The organism is Streptomyces sp. NPDC002446, from assembly GCF_053595675.1.
In genome coordinates this window covers 1-18,574 of record NZ_JBSFYC010000081.1, presented here as the reverse complement: position 1 = coordinate 18,574, position 18,574 = coordinate 1, and the positions used below count along the sequence as shown (strand labels likewise).

The window sequence follows — 18,574 nt, the reverse complement described above, 5'->3', positions numbered from 1 at the left end:
CCGGCCGCGCGGCGACATGACGCCAGCGTGTCACAAAGCACCTGAAGACGACCTATGACCGGTATGGACGAGTTCCCTCCGCTCTGCGGGTATCGCACCCGTCCGCCGGGCCGGATGGTGGAAGATCGGAGGATGGAGGTCACCTGGTGGGGGCATGCCACCGCGACGGTCGAGGACTCCGGGGTACGGGTGCTGACCGACCCGCTGTTCGTGCGCCGGCTGGCCCATCTGCGGCGCCGGCGGGGCGCGCTGCCGCCGCCGGAGGCCGCCCGGGCCGATCTCGTCCTGGTCTCGCATCTGCACGCCGACCATCTGCATCCGGCGTCGCTGGCCCGGCTCGCGCCCCGGACCCGCCTGGTGGTGCCGCGCGGGGCGCTCGCCGCGGTGCCGGGGCTGCGCAGGGTGGCCGCGGCCCGGGAGCTGCGGATCACCGAGCTGCGGGTGGGCGAGGAGTGCCGGGCCGGTGCGGTGACGGTACGGGCGGTGCGGGCGGCGCACGACGGTCGGCGGCTGCCCTGCGGCCCGCGCCGGGTGCCGGCGCTCGGCTATGTCGTGCACGGCACGGCGCGCACCTACTTCGCGGGCGACACCGCTCTGTTCGAGGAGCTGGCGGAGGAGGTCGGTCCGTGCGACGTGGCGCTGCTGCCGGTGGGCGGCTGGGGACCGTTCCTGGGGCCCGGCCATCTGGACGCGCGGCGGGCGGCGCAGGCGGCGGCGCGGCTGGCGCCGTACTGCGTCGTCCCGGTGCACTACGGCACGTACTGGCCGATCGGGCTGGACGCCGTGCGGCCGCATGAATTCCATGCGCCGGGCCAGGAGTTCGAGCGCCAGATGGCGCTGATGGCACCGCAGGTGACGGTCCATCGGCTCGGGCACGGCGAGTCGGTGGCACCGGAGGTCCGGCGGTGAACGGGCCGGTGGGCGGGGCGGGGGCGCTGCCGCTCGCCGCCGAGCTGCTGCGGAACGTGCCGCCGGAGTCGACGCAGCAGGCGGTGGGCTACCCCTCGCTGTTCCTGCTGGTCGCGCTGGGATCGCTGGTGCCCGTCGTACCGACCGGGGCGGTGGTCAGCTCGGCGACGGTGGTCGCCTTCCACCACACCGCGCCGTACTCCCTGCTGATGGTCTTCGCGGTGGCGTCGTGCGCCGCGTTCCTCGGCGATGTGACCCTGTACCGGCTCGGGCAGCGCGGCAGCCGCTCCCGCAACGGCTCGCGCTGGCTGTCGCGGCTGCGCGCGCACGCCGCGCCGGAGCGCCTGGAAGCGGCGCGACGCAAACTGGGCGAGCACGGCGTCCTGGTCCTGGTGCTGTCCCGGCTGGTGCCGGCCGGCCGGATCCCCGTCATGCTGGCCTGTCTCCTCTCGGCGATGCCGCTGCGGCGGTTCGTACGGGGCGCGGTGCCGGCGTGTCTGGCCTGGGCGGCGACGTACCAGCTCATCGGGCTGCTGAGCGGCTCGCTGTTCAGCAGCCCCTGGCAGGGCGTGGCGATGGCCGTCGGCCTGACGGTGGTGATCAGCGCGGCGCCCGGGGTGTGGCGGCGGGTGCGGGGGCGGGACCCGGCCTGACGGCAGGGCGCCGTCTCACCCGTCGGCGCCGCCCAGCACCCGCGACGCCCCCACCGGCAGATCCCACAGGTGCTCGCGCGGCCGGCCGGTGGCGGCCCAGGCGGCGCGGACCCGGCGCAGCGGCTCCAGCGGCGGCTCGGCGGAGAGCAGGAACGTCGACCAGTGCATGGGGACCAGGCACCGGGCGCCCAGGTCCTGGCAGGCGCGCACCGCCTCCTCCGGGTCTGTGTGCACCGGGCGCAGCATCCAGCGCGGGTCGTAGGCGCCGATGGGCAGCAGCGCCAGGTCGATGCCCGGGTAGCGGCGGCCGATCTCCTCGAACCAGTGGCCGTAGCCGGTGTCCCCCGCGAAGTGGATCCGCCGCCCGTCGGGGGCGGTGAGCAGCCAGCCGCCCCACAGTGAGCGGCAGGTGTCGATCAGGGTCCGCTTGCTCCAGTGGTGGGCGGGGACGAAGTCGAGGCGTACGGGGCCGCCGGGGGCGGGCAGTTCGACCGCCTCCCACCAGTCCAGGTCGGTGACGTGGGTGAAGCCGCGCCGGCGGGCCCAGCGCCCCAGTCCGGCGGGGAGCAGCAGCGGGGTGTGGCGCGGCAGCCGCTTCAGGGTCGGGGCGTCGAGGTGGTCGTAGTGGTTGTGGCTGATGACCACGGCGTCGATCGCGGGGAGGTCCTCCCAGCGGACGCCCACCGGGGTGACCCGGGCGGGGGTGCCGAGGATCTTGCGGGACCAGACCGGGTCGGTCAGTACGGTCAGACCGCCGATCCGGATGACCCAACTGGCGTGCCCGGCCCAGGTGAGGGCGAGGGTGGTGGCGTCGGCGGCCGGCATCGGGCCCGGCTCGAAGGGGAGTTGCTGGATCTCCATGAGCGTCTCGGGGGCCGGGCGCAGCTTGCCCTCGCGGGCGATCCTGGCCAGGGCGCGGACACCGGGCAGGGGCGCGGTCAGCCGGTCGGTGAAGTCCCGCGGCCAGGTGCGCGGCTCCCCCAGGGGGCGGGGTTCGGCCAGCGGGGGCGGGGTGGCGTGCGGCACCACCGGCGCGGCGGTGGTCCCCGGGCGCGCGTCGGAGGGCTGCTCGGCGAGGGAGCGCTCGGTCTGTTCGGTCATCGAGGGGCTCCAAACGGTGGACAGAACCAGGGCGGGTTCGGGGCGGGTCGGGAGCGCGGGGCCGGCGGATCAGCCGTCCGCGGATGCCGTGAGCGCCGCCAGTGCGCGCGACAGCGCGGTCAGTGCCCCGGTGATGTGCGGGAGGTCCAGCGGATCCGGCGCGTCCAGGGCGCGCTGCCGCAGCTCCGGCTCGGCGCCGAGCAGCGCCTCGGCGCCCAGCCGCACCCGCAGGGCGCCCGGGTCGTCGCCGAAGCGGTGCCCGCCGCGCGCCGCCCAGGGGGCCAACTTCCGCTCCAGCGCGGTGGATTCGACGATGCCGCGGGCGGCGAGGGGGCGGCGCAGCGGTTCGAGGTCGGCGTAGAGGTGGCTGCCGGAGTGCGGTGGCCGGCAGACCGCACCGGCCTCGGTGACGATGTGGTGCAGGGCCGCGGCGAGCGTGCCGTTGACCCTGGCGACCGTGGCCGTCCTGTCGCGTACGGCGGCGGGCTCGCCGAGCGCATGGGTGACGGCGCAGCCGACCGGCCCCGCCAGGGGCGCGCCGAGCGCGGTGAGGGCGTCCAGCGCGGCGGCCCGCAGGACGGTACCCGGGTCGGTGGCCGGAAAGCGGGCCAGCGCCACCGGCCAGGCGGCGGGCACGAGGGTGGCCCGCAGGTCGGTCAGCACCACGACCTCGTCGGGCAGCATCTCGGCGGGGCTGAGCACCACCGTGTCGTGCGGATCGTGCAGCAGATCGCGGCGGGACTCGTCGCTGAGGACCCACAGCCCTTCCTCGGCCGCCGCCTCGCAGACCTCGTGCAGCTGCTCGGGCGCGGGGCAGGTGCCGGTCGGGTCGTCGGCGACGGACAGCACCAGGACGCGCGGTGTGTCGCCGTGTATCCGGGCCCGGCGGACGGTCTCCAGCAGCGCGAACGGGTCCGGCATCCCGCCCGACTCCGCGGGTACGGGCGCCAGGTGCACCGCCATCCCGAGCAGCCGGGCGGGCGGTGCGTACGCCTCGGAACAGGGCCGCGGCAGCACCACCCCGCCGTCGGCCGCGGCGTACAGCGCGAGCAGCAGGGTGCCGACCCCGGGCGCGGCCAGGACATGGCCGGGGTCGGTGACCAGGCCGCGGCGCGCCCAGTAGCCGCAGGCGGCGGTGCGCAGCGGGGCGGCGCCGCCCGGGGGTTCGGGTTCGGTACGGCCGGCGGCCGCGGAGAGGTGTGCGGCGAGGTCCGGGAGGACCGGCAGGCCCACCGGCGGATCCGGCTGCGGATCCGGGGCGGTCCGCTGCATCCGTACCTCCACTCCACGACGGCGGGTCGATCGTGGGCCCGTCACATGACGGGCGGCCCCGACCACCTTTGCAGATCGCGGGGGCGGCGCCCGGGGCGACACGTCAGCGGCGGCCTAATGGCCCGCTGGTGCCACCTCATAGCGGTGCACCGCCACCACCTCGCCGCCTCCCCATCGCTGCCGCTCGGTGGCGGACCGGACCCAGCCCAGCCGCTCGTAGAGGGCGATGGCCGCGGTGTCGGTGGTCTTCACCTCCAGTACGGGGCGCAGTCCGCGGGCGGCCGCCTCCTCCTCGACGGCCCGCAGCAGGCGCCGGCCGAGGCCCGCGCCCCGGGCGGCGGGGGCGACACACAGCCGGCTGACCTCGCGTCCGCACAGCGCCACATGGCCGGCGATCCGGCCGCCCGTCTCGGCGACCCAGGCGGCGGTCAGCCCCTCGGGGGTCAGCCAGCGCGCCGGATCGTCCGGCCAGTGGTGCGGATAGCCGCTGTGGGCGTGCACCTGGGCCAGCAGGGCCACACAGGCGTCGAGGTCGCTGTCGCTCCGTCTGCGGATCATCCGGGCAGGGAAGCACACTTCCGCGCCGGGCGGGGTACATGGTGGGCCATGCGATCGCTACTGACCCACCTCGACCGGCGGACCTTCGAACTGATCGCGGCACGCGAGTGGCCGGCGGCGCAGGCGGTGCTGCCGCGGCTGTCCCGCAGCGCCAATCACGGGCTGCTGTGGTTCGGCCTGGCGGCCGGTGCGGCCGCGCTGGGCGGCCGGCCGGCGCGCCGGGCCGCGGTGCGCGGCGTGGCCTCGCTGGCCGTGGCGTCGGCCGCGGTGAACACCCTCGGCAAGCGCTCCGTTCGGCGCCGGCGGCCGCTGCTGGACACGGTGCCGGTGGTGCGGCAGCTGACCCGTCAGCCCCTGACCTCGTCCTTCCCGTCGGGGCACACGGCCTCGGCGGTGGCCTTCGCGACCGGGGTCGCCTTCGAGAACAAGTGGTGGGGGCTGGCGCTGGCGCCGCTCGCCTGGTCGGTGGCGTTCTCCCGCATCTATACGGGGGTGCACTATCCGGGTGATGTGCTGGCGGGCGCCGCGCTGGGGGCGGGCGCGGCGTTCGCCGTACGGGGCGTCGCGCCGACCCGCGCCCAGCTGGCGCCGCCCGCCCGGCCGCGCGCGCAGGCGCCCGCGCTGCCCGGAGGACGGGGTCTGGTGGTGGTCGCCAACCAGGGCTCGGGGCAGCGCACCGGTGTCCGCCCGGACCGGACCGAGGAGGTGCACGGGGTGCTGCCGCACGCCGAGGTGAGGGTGTGCGGCGGGCCGGGCGGGCAGCCGCTGGACGAGGCCCTCGACGAGGCCGCGGAGCGGGCCCGCCAGCTGGGCGGCGCCCTGGGGGTGCTCGGCGGGGACGGCAGCGTCAACGCCGCGGCGACGGCCGCGGTGCGCCACGGGGTGCCGCTGGCGGTGCTGCCCGGCGGGAGCCTGAACCACTTCGCCTACGACCTGGGGGTCGAGACGTTTGCGGAGGCGGCGCGCGCGGTGGAGAGCGGTGAGGCCGTGGCGGTGGACCTGGCGCGGTTCCGGGGCGCTCCGCTTCTCCAGGGGCGGTACTTCCTCAACACCTTCTCGGTCGGGGTGTATCCGGAGCTGGTGCGCATCCGGGAGCGGTGGGCCCACCGGATCGGTGCCTGGCCGGCCGGGGTGCTCGCGGCGTGGGAGGTGCTGCGCACCGCCGAGCCGCTGACCGTGACGATCAACGGCGAGCGGCGCGCCGTATGGCTGCTGTTCGTCGGCAACTGCCAGTACCGGGGGCTGGGGTCCGCCCCGGTGCGCCGGCACGACCTGGCCGACGGGGTGCTCGACGTGCGGGTGGTGCACGGCGGCCGGCTGGCCCGCACCCGCCTGCTCGCCGCGGCGCTGACCGGCACCCCGCGCAGCTCGCCGGTGCTCGCCGAGGCACGGTTGCCACGGCTGCGGCTCGGCGGCCTCCCGCCCGGTGCGACCGTCGCCTTCGACGGTGAAGTGGCCGACCGCACAGGAGAGTTGACGCTGGAGAAGGAGCGTGAGGCGCTGACGGTCTACCGACTGCTGCCCGAATAGCGAGAAGCAACTCTCATGATGCGAGATTCGCGTGTACCGTGAACGCACCGAACGCACCCCCGTCGGAGCATGCGAAGGAGAGCCGGCCATGCCGCAGGAATCCGCCGTCTACACCCACGGCCACCACGAGTCCGTACTGCGCTCCCACACCTGGCGCACGGCCGCCAACTCGGCGGGATATCTGCTGCCTTGGCTGAAGCCGCACATGCAGGTCCTGGACGTCGGATGCGGTCCGGGCACCATCACCGCCGATCTGGCCGCGCTGGTGCCCGACGGGCAGGTCACCGGCCTGGAGCACGCGCCGGAGGTGCTGGCGCAGGCGCGGGCCACCGCCGCCGGGCGGGGCCTGACGAACGTCCGCTTCGAGGTCGGCGACGTCCACGCACTGGACTACCCCGATGACACCTTCTGCGTGGTGCACGCCCATCAGGTGCTGCAGCACGTGGGCGACCCCGTGCAGGCGCTGCGCGAGATGCGCCGGGTCACCAGGCCCGGCGGGATCGTCGCCGTCCGCGACGCGGACTACTCGGCCATGACGTGGTACCCGGAGGTCGCGGGGATGACCGACTGGCAGCAGCTGTATCTGCGGGTGGCGCGCGCCAACGGGGGCGAGCCGGACGCGGGGCGCCGGCTGCACGCCTGGGCCCGGCGGGCGGGCTTCGCCCCGGACGCCATCACCGCCACCGCCGCCACCTGGTGCTACCAGACACCGGACGAGCGCTCCTGGTGGAGCGAGCTGTGGGCGGACCGCACGGTCAGCTCCTCGTTCGCACGGATCGCGGTGGCGGGCGGGCACGCCACCGAGGACGAACTGCAGCAGGTCGCACGGACCTGGCGGACCTGGGGCGCCGAGGAGGACGGCTGGTTCGCCGTCCTGCACGGCGAGATCCTGTGCCGCGTCGACCCGGAGCCGGGCACCGATGACGGCCAAGTGATCGCGTAGCCCCGGGGCGCCCAACTAGGCTTGTCCGTATGGACATTCTGGGGACCTCATTGCGGGTGTGCGTCGGCGATCTCGATGCCGCGATCGGCGTCTACGAGCGGCTGACCGGTGCCGAGGCGATCCGCTTCCAGCGCGGCGGGCTGGCGGTCGCGGCCGTCGGGTGCTTCTTCCTGATGAGCGGCCCCGAGGCGCAGTTGTCGGCACTGCGGAAGATCACCGCGACCCTCGCCGTCGAGGACGTGGACCAGGCACTGGCCGATCTGAAGGCGGTCGGCGCGGACATCATCGCGGGTCCGCTGCCGACCCCCATCGGACGCAACCTCGTGGCCCGTCATCCGGACGGGTCGGTCTTCGAGTACGTCGACCGCAACCGATCGGATGCGGCCTGAAGCGGACGGCTTCAGGACACGTCGAGGACGAGCTTGCCGCGGGTGCGGCCGGCCATGCTGCGGCGGAACGCCTCGGCGGTCTCGGCCAGCGGGAAGACCGCATCGACCGTGACGGTCAGCTTGCCGGCGTCCGCGAGCGCGCCGAGCGCGGCCAGATCGTCGGCGTTCGGGCGCACCCACACCATGTGGCCGCCCTTCGCCGTGACGCCGCCGTCGGCGATGGACGCCACCCGGCCGCGGTCCTTGAGCAGCTCCTGTGAGACGTCCACGGCGCCCGCCCCGACGAAGTCCAGGGCCACGTCCACGCCTTCGGGCGCCAGCGCGCGCACCCGGTCGGCGAGGCCGTCGCCATAGGTGACCGGCTCGGCGCCCAGGGACCGCAGGAAGTCGTGGTTGTGCTCGCCGGCGGTGCCGATGACGCGGGCGCCCTGGGCGAGGAGGATCTGTACGGCGAGCGAGCCGACGCCGCCGGCGGCGGCGTGCACCAGGGCGGTCTCGCCCGCCCGCGTGCCGACCCGCGCGATCGACTGATAGGCCGTCAGGCCCGCGAGCGGCAGTCCGGCGGCCTGCTGCCAGCTGAGCGCGGCGGGCTTGCGCGCCAGGGTGCGGACCGGGGCCGCGACCAGCTCGGCGAAGGTGCCGTGCTGGACCTCGTCCTTGCGGACATAGCCGATGACCTCGTCACCGATCGCGTACTCGGTGGCGTCGGCGCCGACCGCCTCGACCACGCCCGCCACGTCCCATCCGGGGACGAGCGGGAAGTGGACGTTCATGATCGGGTCGAGGTAGCCCGCGAGGATCTTCCAGTCCACGGGGTTGACCCCGGCCGCCCTGACGCGGATCAGGACCGAGTCCGGCCCCACCTTGGGGTCGGGCAGGTCGGAGTATTCGAGGACTTCGGGGCCGCCGTAGCTCTTGGCGAGGATTGCTTTCATGCCCCGCCCCAACGTGGCGTGCTCCGGAATCATTCCGCGGCGCGGGGACGATCACCGCATCGGCGCAATCCGCGCGAACGGGCGCCGCCGCGACGGGAGCACACGCGCGTCAGCCGGGCTGCGCTCCCAGGGCGCGCAGCAGGAACGGCAGGAGCTCGCGGGTCGCCGCCTCACCGGACGAGGGTCCGTCCCCGGCGGCCCGGTAGGTCACGTCGGGCGTCAGGAAGAGGCGGCTGACCATCGAGCCGACGACCAGATCGGCCAGCACGTGCGCGTCCTCCAGCGGCGCGATGTCGCCGCGGTCGACGGCGCGCCGCACCACGGTGGCGGCCCGGTCGCGGACCGGCTCGATGATCGCGGTGTGCAGTACCCGGGCCAGCGCCTCGTTGTGCGAGGACTCACCGATCAGTACGTGCAGCAGCCGGCCGCCGGGGCCCTCCAGCGTCTCGGCCTTGTCCCGCAGCAGGGCGGCCAGATCGCCTTCGAGGCTGCCGGTGTCCGGCTGCGGGCCGAGGTCGCTCGCCCAGCGGACGGCGGTGCCCACGACCAGGTCTTCCTTGGAGCGCCAGCGGCGGTAGAGGGTCGCGGTGGAGACGCCGGCCCGTTTGGCGACCGCGGCGGTGGTCAGACCGCCGTAGCCGCTCTCTTGGAGGACCTGGACGGTGGCCTCCAGCAGGGCCCGGTCGCGTTCGGCATCGCGCGGACGGCCACGGGCGGGCGTCGGCCCGGCGGCGGTCTGACTGCTCTCGGTACGTTCGCCCACACCGGGAGTCTACCGGCCCGCCATTACGAAACGAAAAGTTTTCGTTTCGTGTAGCCTCCAGGGCATGACCTCGCACACCGCCACCCCTGACCTGGACGCCGCCGCCGTCGTCGGCCGGCTCCGCGCCGCCTTCGCCACCCGCCGCACCACCACCGCCGACTGGCGGCGCGAGCAGCTCACGGCCCTGCGCACACTGCTCACCGACCACAGCGACGAGCTGCTCACCGCGCTCGCCACCGACCTCGGCAAGGGCCCCGAGGAGGCCTACCGCACCGAGATCGGCTTCACCCTCCACGAGATCGACCACACCCTCGACCGGCTCGACGGCTGGCTCGCGCCCCGGCCCGCCGAACTGCCCGCGCACCTGCTACCGGCCACCGCGCAGGTCGTCCGCGAGCCGCTGGGCGTCGTCCTGGTGATCGCCCCCTGGAACTACCCCCTGCAGCTGGCGCTCGCCCCGCTCGTCGGCGCGCTGGCCGCGGGCAACTGCGCCGTCGTCAAGCCCAGTGAGCTCGCCCCCGCGACCTCGGCCGCGATCGCCCGGCTGCTGCCGCGCTATCTGGACGCCGAGGCGGTGGCCGTCGTCGAGGGCGCGGTCCCGGAGACCACCGCGCTCCTGGCCCAGCGCTTCGACCACATCTTCTACACCGGCAACGGGACGGTCGGCCGGATCGTGATGGCGGCCGCCGCCCCGCATCTGACGCCCGTCACGCTGGAGCTGGGCGGCAAGAGCCCGGTCGTCCTCGACCCCGGCGCGGACCTCGCGGCGGCCGCCCGGCGGCTGGTGGCCGGCAAGTTCCTCAACGCCGGCCAGACCTGCGTCGCACCCGACTACGTCCTGGCGATCGGCGACACCGCGCGGGACATCGAGCCGCACCTCGCCGAGGCCGTACGCGAGGCCTACGGAGCCGACCCGGCCGCCGCGCCCGAGTACGGACGGATCGTCAACGAGCGCCACTTCGACCGGCTGACCGCGCTCCTCGACGGCGGCCGCACGGTCACCGGCGGCACACACGACCGCGCCACCCGCTACCTGGCGCCCACCGTCCTCGCCGACGTCACCCCCGACGCCCCGGTCATGCGGGAGGAGATCTTCGGCCCGATCCTGCCGATCGTCCTTGTGGCCGACCTGGACGCGGCCATCGCCTTCGTCAACGACCGCGACAAGCCGCTGGCCCTGTACGCGTTCACCGAGTCCGACGAGACCAAGCGCCGGCTGCTGACCGAGACCTCCTCGGGCGCCCTCACCTTCGGGCTGCCGGTCGCCCATCTCACCGCGCCCGGCCTGCCGTTCGGCGGGGTCGGCGAGAGCGGGATGGGCCGCTACCACGGCGAGTACTCGCTCGACACCTTCAGCCACACCAAGGCGGTGCTGGACAAGCCGCTGGCGTGAGGGAGGCGGCGCGGCGCCGTCGCCGCCGGTACGCGACGGTGACCGCGCCCAGCAGCGGCCCCCACAGCAGCAGGGGCGCGTAGCAGAGGTAGAACACCACTGCGCTCCCGTCGCCCGCCATCCCCGGGTAGTCGTGGGGAATCGGCTCCCCCCGCACGGTGACTCCGGCGGCCTCGGTGACGACGGCGAGCACGGTCCACAGGAACGTCAGCGCGGCCGCGCCGAGCGCCCCGGGGATCACGGCGGCCGCCGTCGGCACCCTGCGGCCGCCCAGCACCGGAAGCCACCGCGGGAACACCTCGCCCCAGGAGGCGATCAGCCCGACGGCGGTGAACGCCAGCAGCTCGGAGACGACCGACAAGAGGACCACATACACCTCGCCGGGCAGCCAGGACGGGAGGCCATCCGCCCCCTGCCCGCCGTGGTCGGAGGCGAAGACCGCCACCACGCGCCAGATGCCGGACGGCAGCACGAGCAACGGCACGGCCTGGGCGGCGAGCCGCGCCCAGCGGGGAACTCCGGCGACAGGGGCGTGCGCCGCCGCCCAGGCGGCACGCAACCGCCCGCCCCTCGGCGGCACTTCGCTCTCTGTGGTCATCTGCGGTCCTCCGGTCCGCCGGGCACCAGCTGCCCGGCCCGCTTCGAAGATCGCAGCCGCTCGGTCAGCGGGGATCAGCCACCGGACGGATCCGCCTCCGCCGGACGGGGGAAGCGGGCGGCGGACACCGGCCGCATCCGGTACTCGTAGCGCTCCGGGAGCGGATGCTCGGACCGGGCCCTGGCGCGTACGTCCTCGGTGACCGGACCGCCGGCCGCCAGCAGCCGCTCGGCGATGGCGTACCAGGTGTCGCTCAGCGTCTCGTCGCCCTCCCGCAGATCGGCGATCTCGAAGCCGGCGTCGAAGACTTCGCGGGCCGCGGCCGCCCGCCCCTGGGCGAGCGCCACCCGCGCGGTCAGCAACCGGAAGCGGCCGTCGGCCAGTTCGGCCGGTGGCAGCCCGGCCAGCAGCCGGGCCGCGTCCCCGGTCCGGCCGGCCGTGAGCAGCGCCGGCACCGCCTCCCGGACGAGCGCGGTGCACACCGCACGCCAGGCGCGCGCCAGCGGGCCGTCCGCCGACGCCGCCTGTGCCGCCGCGGCACAGGCCTGCGCATACCGGTCGGCGGCGCGGTCCGGCTCGCCCGCCGCGGACTCCGCGACGGCCAGGCAGTACAGCGGCAGCGCGCCGCCGCCGTGGCCCACCGCGCGCTCCCAGCTGCGGACGGCCTGGGCCCGGTCGCCGGCCTGCCACTGGGCGAGTCCCAGGTGGTGGTCGGTGGCCGGGCCCGGCGGCGCGGCCTCCAGCAGGTCGCGCCAGGCCGGCGCGGTCACGGCCGGTCCGGGATCCGGCCCGGCGGCCGGCAGATCACCGGTGGTGAGCAGGGTCAGCCAGGGCTCCTGTTCCGGCCCGAGGGTGGCCGCGTCGAACGGCGTTCCGGGCAGCTCCAGACCGGCCCTGGCGACCTCCAGCGCACCCCAGCCCGAGCCGGTGGCCAGGGCCTCCTTGGGGTCCCGGTCCGCGTACGGCAGCCAGGCGGCGTGGGCGGCGTCGACGTCGGCGCGCGGCAGGGCAGCCGCCAGCCGGGCGGCGGCCTCCTCGCGGGCGGCGGCCCAGTCCGTGCCGTGTACCGCCCGGGGGTCGGCGGCCAGCGGGCCGTACGCCTCCAGCCAGGTGAGCTCCGCTCCCCCGTCGAGCGGCAGGTGCTCCAGCTGGGTACGGGCCAGTCCTGCCTGGATCTCCGCATAGCCGCCGGTGCCCGGCTCGGTGAGCCACCGCTGCCAGCGGCGCCCGGCCCGTCCGGCGCCCCACAGGAAGAGCTTGCGGCCGCGCAGCGCGTCGGTGGAGGTCTGCACCAGCCCGTGGCCGTCCTCGTCGAGCGCGGCGATCCAGCGGCGCGCGCCGTCGGGCACGTCGTAGAAGTAGTCCGCCGGGAACTCGCTGCGCAGCGGGTACGTCCGGTCCGCGCCGTCGCAGTCGGGGACCGGGACGCGGCGCAGCACCCGCTCGTAGCCGAAGTGCCAGGCGTCGTCTGCGGGCGCCAGCACCCGGCCGCCCGGCGTCTCGGGGACCGCGGTGTTGGACCACCAGTAGACCGGGACGGTGTGGTGGTGCGGATTGCGGATCCGCACGCCCGCGTACAGGAAGTCGGAGCCCTCCGGCAGCCACAGGTCCACCTGAAACGGCAGGTCGCGCAGCCGCTCCCACTCCCACAGGCGCAGCATCTCCCCGCCGTCCGGCGCGGGGACGCGGGCGGCGTGCAGCGGGGCGCAGGCGAGGGTGGTGTGGCCGGTGGCGCCGATGTTCCATTCGATGCCGCCGGAGAACCAGGCGCCGTTGAGGGCGAAGGCCGCGGGCTGCAACACCGGGTTGCGGTAGAGCAGTTCGCGGTCGGCGGGCTTGTGGTGCAGGGAGTACACCCGCCCGCCGAGGCCGGGGAGGACGGTCGCGCGCAGCCGGTCGTTCTCGATGACCAGCGCGTCGAGGTCGGTGGTACGGCGGGTGCGGCCGTATCCGTCGCGCCGGGTCGTCGGCAGGATCGAGCGCAGCGGCCGGTAGCCGATCTGGCGGGCCATGTCGGCGGGCAGCGGGGCGTCCTGGGGGAGCTGGACGCGGTGCGGGTCATGGCCGCCGTGGAGGGCGGGGAGGGGGTTGTCCGGACCGAGGGGGGCGGCGGGGAGGGTCAGGGTGGTGCGTCGCACACTCGTGGCCACGGCTGCCTCGCAATCCTGGACCGGCCGCCTCGGCTGCGGCGGCCTCCTGTTGACCAGGGAACCGCGTGATCGCCGGTCTGCACAGGGCTCCTTGCGGCCGGGAGGGGTCAGGGTTGCGCCAGTTTGCCGGTGCAGGCGGCGATGGCGGGGGCGTTGAAGTCCCCGTCCTTCCCCTCCCGCCACTCCCCCAGGTCGTAGCGCGGCGGCACCACCACGCCGCCCTCCAGCGCGCCGAGCCGCCGCAGCAGCCCCTGTTCGCGCAGCGCGCCGGCGAGCTTGTAGCAGCCGGGGACGGTGCCGGGCGCGGGGACACCATGGAGGTCAGTCGCCAGGGCCGGCCGGACCGTCGGCGTCCGGGCCGGGCTCGTTGAACCGCAGCCGGTTGCCGAAGGGGTCGGTCAGGGTGAGGCAGGTGCCGATCTCGTCGTGCTCCAGGCCGGGCCGCAGGTACGGGTAGTCCTTGGCCGCGAGCTCGGCGTGCAGTGCGCGGACCCCGGTCAGCTCCGTGTAGACGGTGGAACCGGGCGTGGCGTCGCCGTGGTGCTCGGACAGGTGCAGCACGAGGTCGCCGCGGGAGACCTGGGTGTAGAGCGGCATGCCGGGCTCGAAGCGGTGCTCCCAGTCGATGGTGCAGCCGAGGTAGCCGACGTAGAACTCATGGGCCTTGGCCACGTCGAAGATCCGGAAGACCGGCACGGTACGGCGGAAAACGATGTCCATGGCGGACATCGCATCATGCCGGCTCCTGCGGCGTCATCTCCGCCGCGGGCAGCATCTCGCTGGTGATCGCCCAGCGCTCGTGGTCGCGCCAGGCGCCGTCGACGAACAGGAAGTCCGGGGAGAAGCCCTCCAGGCGGAAGCCGGCCCGTTTGACCAGCGCGATCGAGTGCTCGTTGGCGGGCTGGACATTGGCCTCCAGGCGGTGCAGGCCCAGCTCCTCGAAGGCGTAGCGCAGGACGAGCCGCAGGCCCTCGCTCATCAGGCCGCGGCCCGCCGCGTGGGCGAACGCGCCGTAGCCGATCGCCCCGCAGCGGAACGCGCCGTGCACGATGTTGTTGATGGTGAGGTAGCCCGCGATCCGGCCGTCGGCGAGTTCGCAGATCAAGAAGCCCTCGCGGAGCGGTTCCTGGAGCCTGTGCAGATAGGCGTCGTAGGCGGTGCCGGTGGTCGCCGGGAAGAGCCACGGGTGGTGGAGCCGGGTGCTGTCGCGTGCGGCGGCGGTGAACTCTTCCCGGTCGGCGGCGGTGAAGTGCCGGATGCCCACCCGCCCGCCGCGTGCCAGGTAGGGGTCGCTGATCGTCATCGGCCGATCGTACGACTCCCCGGCATCATGCGCGGGCCGCCTCCCGCTCGGCCGCGCTCGGTGCGGCGAGCGCCAGCCGGCGGTGGATGCGGCGCAGCATCATGCGGGCCATGAAGGGGTGGACACGGCGGACGACGGCGAAGTAGAGCCGGCCGGCGGTGTTGTGGACGCGGACGACCGTGCCGAGTGTGACCCGCCCGTCGGCGACGAGGATCGAGGCGCGGAAGTCCAGGTGCCGGGCGTCCTCGCCGAGCAGGATCTCTCCGTCCGCCCGCCCGACGACCGGGAAGGAGGCTCCGCGCAGCACGCCCTCCCAGGCCTCGGGCTCGCGCGGCATACCGGGCGGCAGCTCCATCTGCCAGGCGTCCTGGAAGTCGGTGTGCGGGAAGGCCCGGTGCGCCAGCCGGGCGGCGGCGGGCAGGGCGACGGCCCGGGGGCGGTCCCACAGTAGACGGTGCAGCAGCCGTACCCGGGGCGAGCGCCGGACGGGGGCCGACACCCGCCCGGTGGCGGCGCGTTCGACGTTGTCGAGGAGCTCCTCGACGACCATCCGGTGCAGCGGGCCGATCGCCAGTGCCCACAACAGTCTTTGCCCGAGGGCCTGTTGGTCCTGCAGGACGTGTTCGACCCGGCAGCGGTCCGGGCCCAGCGGCCGCACCGTGATCTCGTGCCAGCCGTCCTCGCCGGTGAAGTCGAAGCGTATGCGGCGGCCGGGCTCGTAGGCGGTGACGCGGTAGCGGACGAAGCCGTGCCCGCCGTCGGCGCCGACGCCGAGCGGGCGGTCGAAGCGCATCGGCGGCCAGACGGGCGCCGGGAAGAGCGGGTCGTGGTCGCTGCCGAGCCGGTCGAGCAGGGCGCCGACGGCCTCGGCCGGCGCGGAGACGGTGCGGACATGGACGTCGCGGACGGTACCCACGGGACACCTCCATACGGTGGCGTATGTTTGACCATACGGTAGCGTATGGACATGGCGCGACAGCGAACGAGGGACCCCGGCGGCAGCGGCACCCGGCAGCGGCTGACCGCCCGGGACTGGGCCGACGCGGCACTGGCCGCCATCGGCGAGGGCGGGCTCGCCGCGGTGGCGGTGGAGCCGCTGGCGGCCCGGCTGGGCACCACCAAGGGCAGCTTCTACTGGCACTTCGCCAACCGGGACGCGCTGGTCGAGGCCGCCCTGCAGCGCTGGGAGGAGCTCCGCACGGAGGCCGTGATCACCGAGGTGGAGGCCGAGCCCGACCCCGCCGAACGGCTGCGCCGGCTGCTGCGCCACGCCACGGACCGGTCCGCCGAGGACCGCCTGGAGCTCTCCCTGCTGGCGACCGCCGCACAGCCCCGGGTGGCCGCGGCGCTGGCCCGGGTCACCGAGCGGCGCGTCGGCTACCTCGCCTCGCTCTTCACGGAGCTGGGCTTCCCCGAGGACGAGGCACGGCGCCGCGGCCTGCTCGCGTACACCGCCTACCTCGGGCTCACCCAACTGGGGCACGCGGTCCCGCAGACCCTGCCCTCCGGCGCCGCCCGCGACCGCTACCTGGACGGGGTGATCGACACGCTGACGGGGCACCCGGCCTGACGGCCCGCGGGAGGCCGAGGGCCCCGGTTCCAGATCCGCGACTCACCGCACCGGCTGAAGCGATTCCCCCCGCACCGGGGAACAATGACGGTGCACGACATGATCGAACTGCCCGCCGGTCCGGCAGCAGCCGGGCCGCAGACGGAAGGAAGGGGTCCGGGATGCGGATCACCATCGACACGAATGTCTGTATCGGCGCCGGTCAGTGCGCCCTGACCGCACCAGGGGTGTTCACCCAGGACGACGACGGCTTCGGCGAGGTACTGCCCGGCCATGAGGACGGCGCGGGCGACCCGCTCACCCGGGAGGCCGCCCGCGCCTGCCCCGTACAGGCCATCACGGTCGCCGACGACTGATCCCCGCTCGCGCGGACAACCGACCCCTATCCCTACGGCATCCACCCATCCGCTACCGCAGCACCCCTCGGGTGACGGGGAGCTTGAGGACCCCGGTGTCCTTCGGCGCACTGGTGACGGTCACCGCCTTCACCCCCCGGTTGCCCGCATAGGCGTCGTCGCTCGCGGCGATGACGAAGCGCAGCCGGTGTCCCGGCTCGTAGCGGTGCACGATCCCCGGCAGTTCGACGGTGAACTTCCGGGTCACATCGGGCACCCGGGCCGGGGCCAGCAACCGGTGCACCAGCGTCTTGCTGCCGTCCGGGGCGACGTCGTAGAGCTTGGCGAAGAGCACCAGCTTGTCGCCCGCGTCCGAGGAGCTCTGCAGCTGCTCGGCCATCGGCGAGGCCACCTTGAGCGTCACCTCGGGCGCGCCCACCACCTCCACCGGCTCCCCCCGCACCGGCTCGGACGTCCAGGCCAGATGGGTGCCGTCGATGTCGTACGGCGGCGGGTCCGTCAGCCCGAGCATGCCGGCCAGCGAGCTCTCCGAATGGCTGCTGGCCTTGTGCAGATTGTGGTACTCGCGGGTGCCGCGCACGACCTTGCTGCGGTTGTCGACGAGCTTGCCGTCCCCGGAGAGGTACAGCCGCTGGGTGCCGCGCTGCGGGATGCCGTCCGCGGTGGCGTAGGCGGGCCCGTCGGTCACCCAGTCCCGGTAGTACGCGAAGGCCGGCCCGGTGTCGGTCGCCCTGTGGTGCAGATAGTGGTCGAACCACGCGAGGATCCGCTGCCCGACATAGCTGGTCTCCAAGTTGCCCTGGGCCAGGTTGAGTTCGCCCTTCGCCGGATTCTGCAGACCGCCGCTGTGGCCCCACGCCTGCCAGATCATCTTGGCCGGGGTGCCCTGTGAGGTGAGTGTCCGGTAGGTGGCGGTGGCCTCGTTGAGGTTGAAGAGGGTGTCCGCCTGGCCCTGCACGAGCAGCGTCGGCGTCTTCACCGACTTCAGATACGAGACCGGGGAGACGCTGCGCGTATAGGCCAGGAAGTCCTGGGTCGCCCCGCGCCGGAACCTCCCCGAATCCAGCACCCGCTTGATGGCGCAGGCCCGCTCCACGTAGTGCAGACAGCCCTTGCCGCCGGCCCGGGGCCGGGCCAGGTTCGGATGGAGGAACCCCTGCGACTCCCCGAGCAGGAAGAACCCGTTGGTCCACTGCCACTTGTAGGCGCCGGGCAGCGCCCTGCTGACGCCGCGGGCGCGGCCGGCGTTGTTGGGGCTGAGGGAGTAGGAGAGGTCGTTCCAGGTGATGAGCGGGACCAGCGCGTCCACGCGGTGGTCGAAGGAGGCGGTGGCCATCTGGATCGCCCCGCCGTACGACCCGCCGATCATGCCGACCCGCGGATCGCGCCTGCCGTCCTTGGTGACGTAGTCGATACGGGTCCCGTCGTCGGCCGCACGGGCGCCGGCCAGCACGTCGAGCAGCCGGCTCGCCGCCTTGCCGTCGATATGGGGATCGTCGAGGGAGATCGGGCAGCTGCTCTTGCCGAAGCCGAGGCCGGAGTAGGCCAGCGCCACATAGCCGCGGGCGGCGAAGGCCTTGGCGATGGCGTCGGTCGCCCCGTCCGCCTTGCTGCCGCCGAAGCCGTTGGTGGTCAGCACGGCGGGCGCTGGGTGCCCGGCATCCACACCGGACGGGCGGTAGACGTCCGCGTCCACGGTGCAGTCGCGATCGCCGGCCCGAACGGTGACCTTCAGCGCGGTGACGGTGTACGGGTCGGCCACCGCGGCCGCGGGAGCCGTCAGCACGGGCGGCGCGACGAGCGCGGTACCTGCCAGCAGGGCGAACGACATGCGGAGTACGGGCCGGGAAACGGCTCGGGACTCGCTGGGCACCAAGACCTCCAGAAGGACACGTCCTACCAACCAGTCGGTAACGGCGCGCTCATGTTGTGACACGAGTAACGGGCAAGTCAACGCCCTGAGTGACGAGTCGCTTACGGGATGTCAGTTCTATTTGTGGCCTCCCGTTTCTCGGGTTTCTCGCCGTTGCGCCTGCGGCGGGCTGGGTGCCGCTGCGCGGGGCGTTTTCGGGGTGCGGTGGCGGTCCTCCGGGGCAGGGTGTCCGGACGTAAGGCGAAGCAGCCCGAAGTTACGGGGGCATTTTGCCGAGT

At 74.4% G+C, this 18,574-nt stretch carries 19 protein-coding genes and 1 pseudogene; 8 read left to right on the top strand and 12 right to left on the bottom strand.

Going from position 1 to position 18,574, the window contains the following annotated elements; genetic code table 11:
- The first annotated feature begins 132 nt into the window (after window positions 1–132).
- Together ACWD6P_RS31700 and ACWD6P_RS31695 are read left to right on the top strand one after the other, a co-directional pair.
- Window positions 133–909, top strand: coding sequence for an MBL fold metallo-hydrolase (locus ACWD6P_RS31700; RefSeq protein WP_451447626.1), 777 nt, complete (start codon window positions 133–135; stop codon window positions 907–909).
- Window positions 906–1,562: a DedA family protein gene (locus ACWD6P_RS31695; protein WP_451447625.1), complete on the top strand. Its 657-nt coding sequence runs from the start codon at window positions 906–908 to the stop codon at window positions 1,560–1,562. Before ACWD6P_RS31700 ends, ACWD6P_RS31695 begins: the two co-directional genes overlap by 4 nt.
- A 15-nt stretch (window positions 1,563–1,577) precedes the next feature.
- On the opposite strand, the gene ACWD6P_RS31690 is transcribed toward ACWD6P_RS31695, so the two are convergent.
- The 3 genes from ACWD6P_RS31690 to ACWD6P_RS31680 all read right to left on the bottom strand — a co-directional run bounded on the left by ACWD6P_RS31690 (window position 1,578) and on the right by ACWD6P_RS31680 (window position 4,493).
- Window positions 1,578–2,663, bottom strand: a complete 1,086-nt coding sequence (locus ACWD6P_RS31690; protein WP_451447624.1) for an MBL fold metallo-hydrolase — start codon at window positions 2,661–2,663, stop codon at window positions 1,578–1,580.
- A 69-nt stretch (window positions 2,664–2,732) separates the two neighbouring features.
- On the bottom strand, window positions 2,733–3,935 hold the full coding sequence (locus tag ACWD6P_RS31685; RefSeq protein ID WP_451447623.1) for an aminotransferase class I/II-fold pyridoxal phosphate-dependent enzyme: 1,203 nt from the start codon (window positions 3,933–3,935) through the stop codon (window positions 2,733–2,735).
- A 114-nt stretch (window positions 3,936–4,049) separates the two neighbouring features.
- The gene (locus ACWD6P_RS31680) at window positions 4,050–4,493 is read right to left on the bottom strand and encodes a GNAT family N-acetyltransferase (protein WP_451447622.1); all 444 of its coding nucleotides are present in this window, start codon (window positions 4,491–4,493) and stop codon (window positions 4,050–4,052) included.
- Window positions 4,494–4,541: 48 nt separating this feature from the next.
- Between ACWD6P_RS31680 and ACWD6P_RS31675 the strand changes: the two genes are divergently transcribed.
- From ACWD6P_RS31675 to ACWD6P_RS31665, 3 genes are all read left to right on the top strand, one after another.
- The gene (locus ACWD6P_RS31675; RefSeq protein ID WP_451447621.1) at window positions 4,542–6,023 is read left to right on the top strand and encodes a phosphatase PAP2 family protein; all 1,482 of its coding nucleotides are present in this window, start codon (window positions 4,542–4,544) and stop codon (window positions 6,021–6,023) included.
- Window positions 6,024–6,111: 88 nt separating this feature from the next.
- Window positions 6,112–6,966: a class I SAM-dependent methyltransferase gene (locus tag ACWD6P_RS31670; protein ID WP_451447620.1), complete on the top strand. Its 855-nt coding sequence runs from the start codon at window positions 6,112–6,114 to the stop codon at window positions 6,964–6,966.
- 29 nt (window positions 6,967–6,995) lie between these two features.
- Entirely contained in the window at window positions 6,996–7,355 is a 360-nt protein-coding gene (locus ACWD6P_RS31665; protein ID WP_451447619.1) for a VOC family protein, read from the top strand.
- 11 nt (window positions 7,356–7,366) lie between these two features.
- Here ACWD6P_RS31665 and ACWD6P_RS31660 read toward each other — a convergent pair whose 3' ends face one another.
- Together ACWD6P_RS31660 and ACWD6P_RS31655 are read right to left on the bottom strand one after the other, a co-directional pair.
- Window positions 7,367–8,290: an NADP-dependent oxidoreductase gene (locus tag ACWD6P_RS31660; RefSeq protein ID WP_451447618.1), complete on the bottom strand. Its 924-nt coding sequence runs from the start codon at window positions 8,288–8,290 to the stop codon at window positions 7,367–7,369.
- 109 nt (window positions 8,291–8,399) lie between these two features.
- Window positions 8,400–9,053: a TetR/AcrR family transcriptional regulator gene (locus tag ACWD6P_RS31655; protein ID WP_451447617.1), complete on the bottom strand. Its 654-nt coding sequence runs from the start codon at window positions 9,051–9,053 to the stop codon at window positions 8,400–8,402.
- 64 nt (window positions 9,054–9,117) lie between these two features.
- Between ACWD6P_RS31655 and ACWD6P_RS31650 the strand changes: the two genes are divergently transcribed.
- Window positions 9,118–10,446, top strand: coding sequence for an aldehyde dehydrogenase family protein (locus ACWD6P_RS31650; RefSeq protein ID WP_451447616.1), 1,329 nt, complete (start codon window positions 9,118–9,120; stop codon window positions 10,444–10,446).
- Here the strand turns inward: ACWD6P_RS31650 and ACWD6P_RS31645 are convergent.
- The 6 genes and pseudogenes from ACWD6P_RS31645 to ACWD6P_RS31620 form a co-directional block, all read right to left on the bottom strand.
- Window positions 10,406–11,044 (bottom strand): hypothetical protein, encoded by a 639-nt coding sequence (locus tag ACWD6P_RS31645; RefSeq protein ID WP_451447615.1) that lies wholly within the window; start codon window positions 11,042–11,044, stop codon window positions 10,406–10,408. The two genes, ACWD6P_RS31650 and ACWD6P_RS31645, sit on opposite strands and share 41 nt — an antisense overlap.
- Before the next feature lie 74 nt (window positions 11,045–11,118).
- Window positions 11,119–13,194, bottom strand: a complete 2,076-nt coding sequence (locus ACWD6P_RS31640; RefSeq protein ID WP_451447614.1) for a DUF5107 domain-containing protein — start codon at window positions 13,192–13,194, stop codon at window positions 11,119–11,121.
- Window positions 13,195–13,310: 116 nt separating this feature from the next.
- A pseudogene (locus ACWD6P_RS31635) lies at window positions 13,311–13,526 on the bottom strand (hypothetical protein); the annotation flags it as partial.
- Window positions 13,516–13,914 carry a glyoxalase superfamily protein gene (locus ACWD6P_RS31630; protein ID WP_451447613.1) on the bottom strand — a complete coding sequence of 133 codons (399 nt, stop codon included), beginning with the start codon at window positions 13,912–13,914 and terminating at the stop codon, window positions 13,516–13,518. The gene ACWD6P_RS31630 and the pseudogene ACWD6P_RS31635, both read right to left, overlap by 11 nt.
- A 13-nt stretch (window positions 13,915–13,927) precedes the next feature.
- Entirely contained in the window at window positions 13,928–14,497 is a 570-nt protein-coding gene (locus ACWD6P_RS31625; RefSeq protein WP_451447612.1) for a GNAT family N-acetyltransferase, read from the bottom strand.
- A gap of 25 nt (window positions 14,498–14,522) precedes the next feature.
- Entirely contained in the window at window positions 14,523–15,413 is an 891-nt protein-coding gene (locus tag ACWD6P_RS31620; RefSeq protein ID WP_451447611.1) for a DUF2867 domain-containing protein, read from the bottom strand.
- A 45-nt stretch (window positions 15,414–15,458) separates the two neighbouring features.
- Here ACWD6P_RS31620 and ACWD6P_RS31615 point away from each other — a divergent pair, with 45 nt between their 5' ends.
- Together ACWD6P_RS31615 and ACWD6P_RS31610 are read left to right on the top strand one after the other, a co-directional pair.
- Window positions 15,459–16,067: a TetR/AcrR family transcriptional regulator gene (locus ACWD6P_RS31615; protein WP_451447610.1), complete on the top strand. Its 609-nt coding sequence runs from the start codon at window positions 15,459–15,461 to the stop codon at window positions 16,065–16,067.
- A 161-nt stretch (window positions 16,068–16,228) separates the two neighbouring features.
- Window positions 16,229–16,423 (top strand): ferredoxin, encoded by a 195-nt coding sequence (locus ACWD6P_RS31610; protein WP_451447609.1) that lies wholly within the window; start codon window positions 16,229–16,231, stop codon window positions 16,421–16,423.
- 52 nt (window positions 16,424–16,475) lie between these two features.
- Here ACWD6P_RS31610 and ACWD6P_RS31605 read toward each other — a convergent pair whose 3' ends face one another.
- Window positions 16,476–18,254, bottom strand: a complete 1,779-nt coding sequence (locus ACWD6P_RS31605; RefSeq protein ID WP_451447608.1) for a CocE/NonD family hydrolase — start codon at window positions 18,252–18,254, stop codon at window positions 16,476–16,478.
- Window positions 18,255–18,574 lie beyond the last annotated feature (320 nt).

What these genes read in the sequence shown, in the direction of transcription:
- ACWD6P_RS31675 (WP_451447621.1), top strand. Translation starts at nt 4,542, where the DNA reads ATGCGATCGCTACTGACCCACCTCGACCGGCGGACCTTCGAACTGATC.
- ACWD6P_RS31665 (WP_451447619.1), top strand. Translation starts at nt 6,996, where the DNA reads ATGGACATTCTGGGGACCTCATTGCGGGTGTGCGTCGGCGATCTCGAT.
- ACWD6P_RS31615 (WP_451447610.1), top strand. Translation starts at nt 15,459, where the DNA reads ATGGACATGGCGCGACAGCGAACGAGGGACCCCGGCGGCAGCGGCACC.
- ACWD6P_RS31645 (WP_451447615.1), bottom strand. Translation starts at nt 11,044, where the DNA reads ATGACCACAGAGAGCGAAGTGCCGCCGAGGGGCGGGCGGTTGCGTGCC.
- ACWD6P_RS31650 (WP_451447616.1), top strand. Translation starts at nt 9,118, where the DNA reads ATGACCTCGCACACCGCCACCCCTGACCTGGACGCCGCCGCCGTCGTC.
- ACWD6P_RS31625 (WP_451447612.1), bottom strand. Translation starts at nt 14,497, where the DNA reads ATGACGATCAGCGACCCCTACCTGGCACGCGGCGGGCGGGTGGGCATC.
- ACWD6P_RS31670 (WP_451447620.1), top strand. Translation starts at nt 6,112, where the DNA reads ATGCCGCAGGAATCCGCCGTCTACACCCACGGCCACCACGAGTCCGTA.
- ACWD6P_RS31685 (WP_451447623.1), bottom strand. Translation starts at nt 3,935, where the DNA reads ATGCAGCGGACCGCCCCGGATCCGCAGCCGGATCCGCCGGTGGGCCTG.
- ACWD6P_RS31660 (WP_451447618.1), bottom strand. Translation starts at nt 8,290, where the DNA reads ATGAAAGCAATCCTCGCCAAGAGCTACGGCGGCCCCGAAGTCCTCGAA.
- ACWD6P_RS31610 (WP_451447609.1), top strand. Translation starts at nt 16,229, where the DNA reads ATGCGGATCACCATCGACACGAATGTCTGTATCGGCGCCGGTCAGTGC.
- ACWD6P_RS31605 (WP_451447608.1), bottom strand. Translation starts at nt 18,254, where the DNA reads ATGTCGTTCGCCCTGCTGGCAGGTACCGCGCTCGTCGCGCCGCCCGTG.
- ACWD6P_RS31700 (WP_451447626.1), top strand. Translation starts at nt 133, where the DNA reads ATGGAGGTCACCTGGTGGGGGCATGCCACCGCGACGGTCGAGGACTCC.
- ACWD6P_RS31630 (WP_451447613.1), bottom strand. Translation starts at nt 13,914, where the DNA reads ATGGACATCGTTTTCCGCCGTACCGTGCCGGTCTTCCGGATCTTCGAC.
- ACWD6P_RS31690 (WP_451447624.1), bottom strand. Translation starts at nt 2,663, where the DNA reads ATGACCGAACAGACCGAGCGCTCCCTCGCCGAGCAGCCCTCCGACGCG.
- ACWD6P_RS31680 (WP_451447622.1), bottom strand. Translation starts at nt 4,493, where the DNA reads ATGATCCGCAGACGGAGCGACAGCGACCTCGACGCCTGTGTGGCCCTG.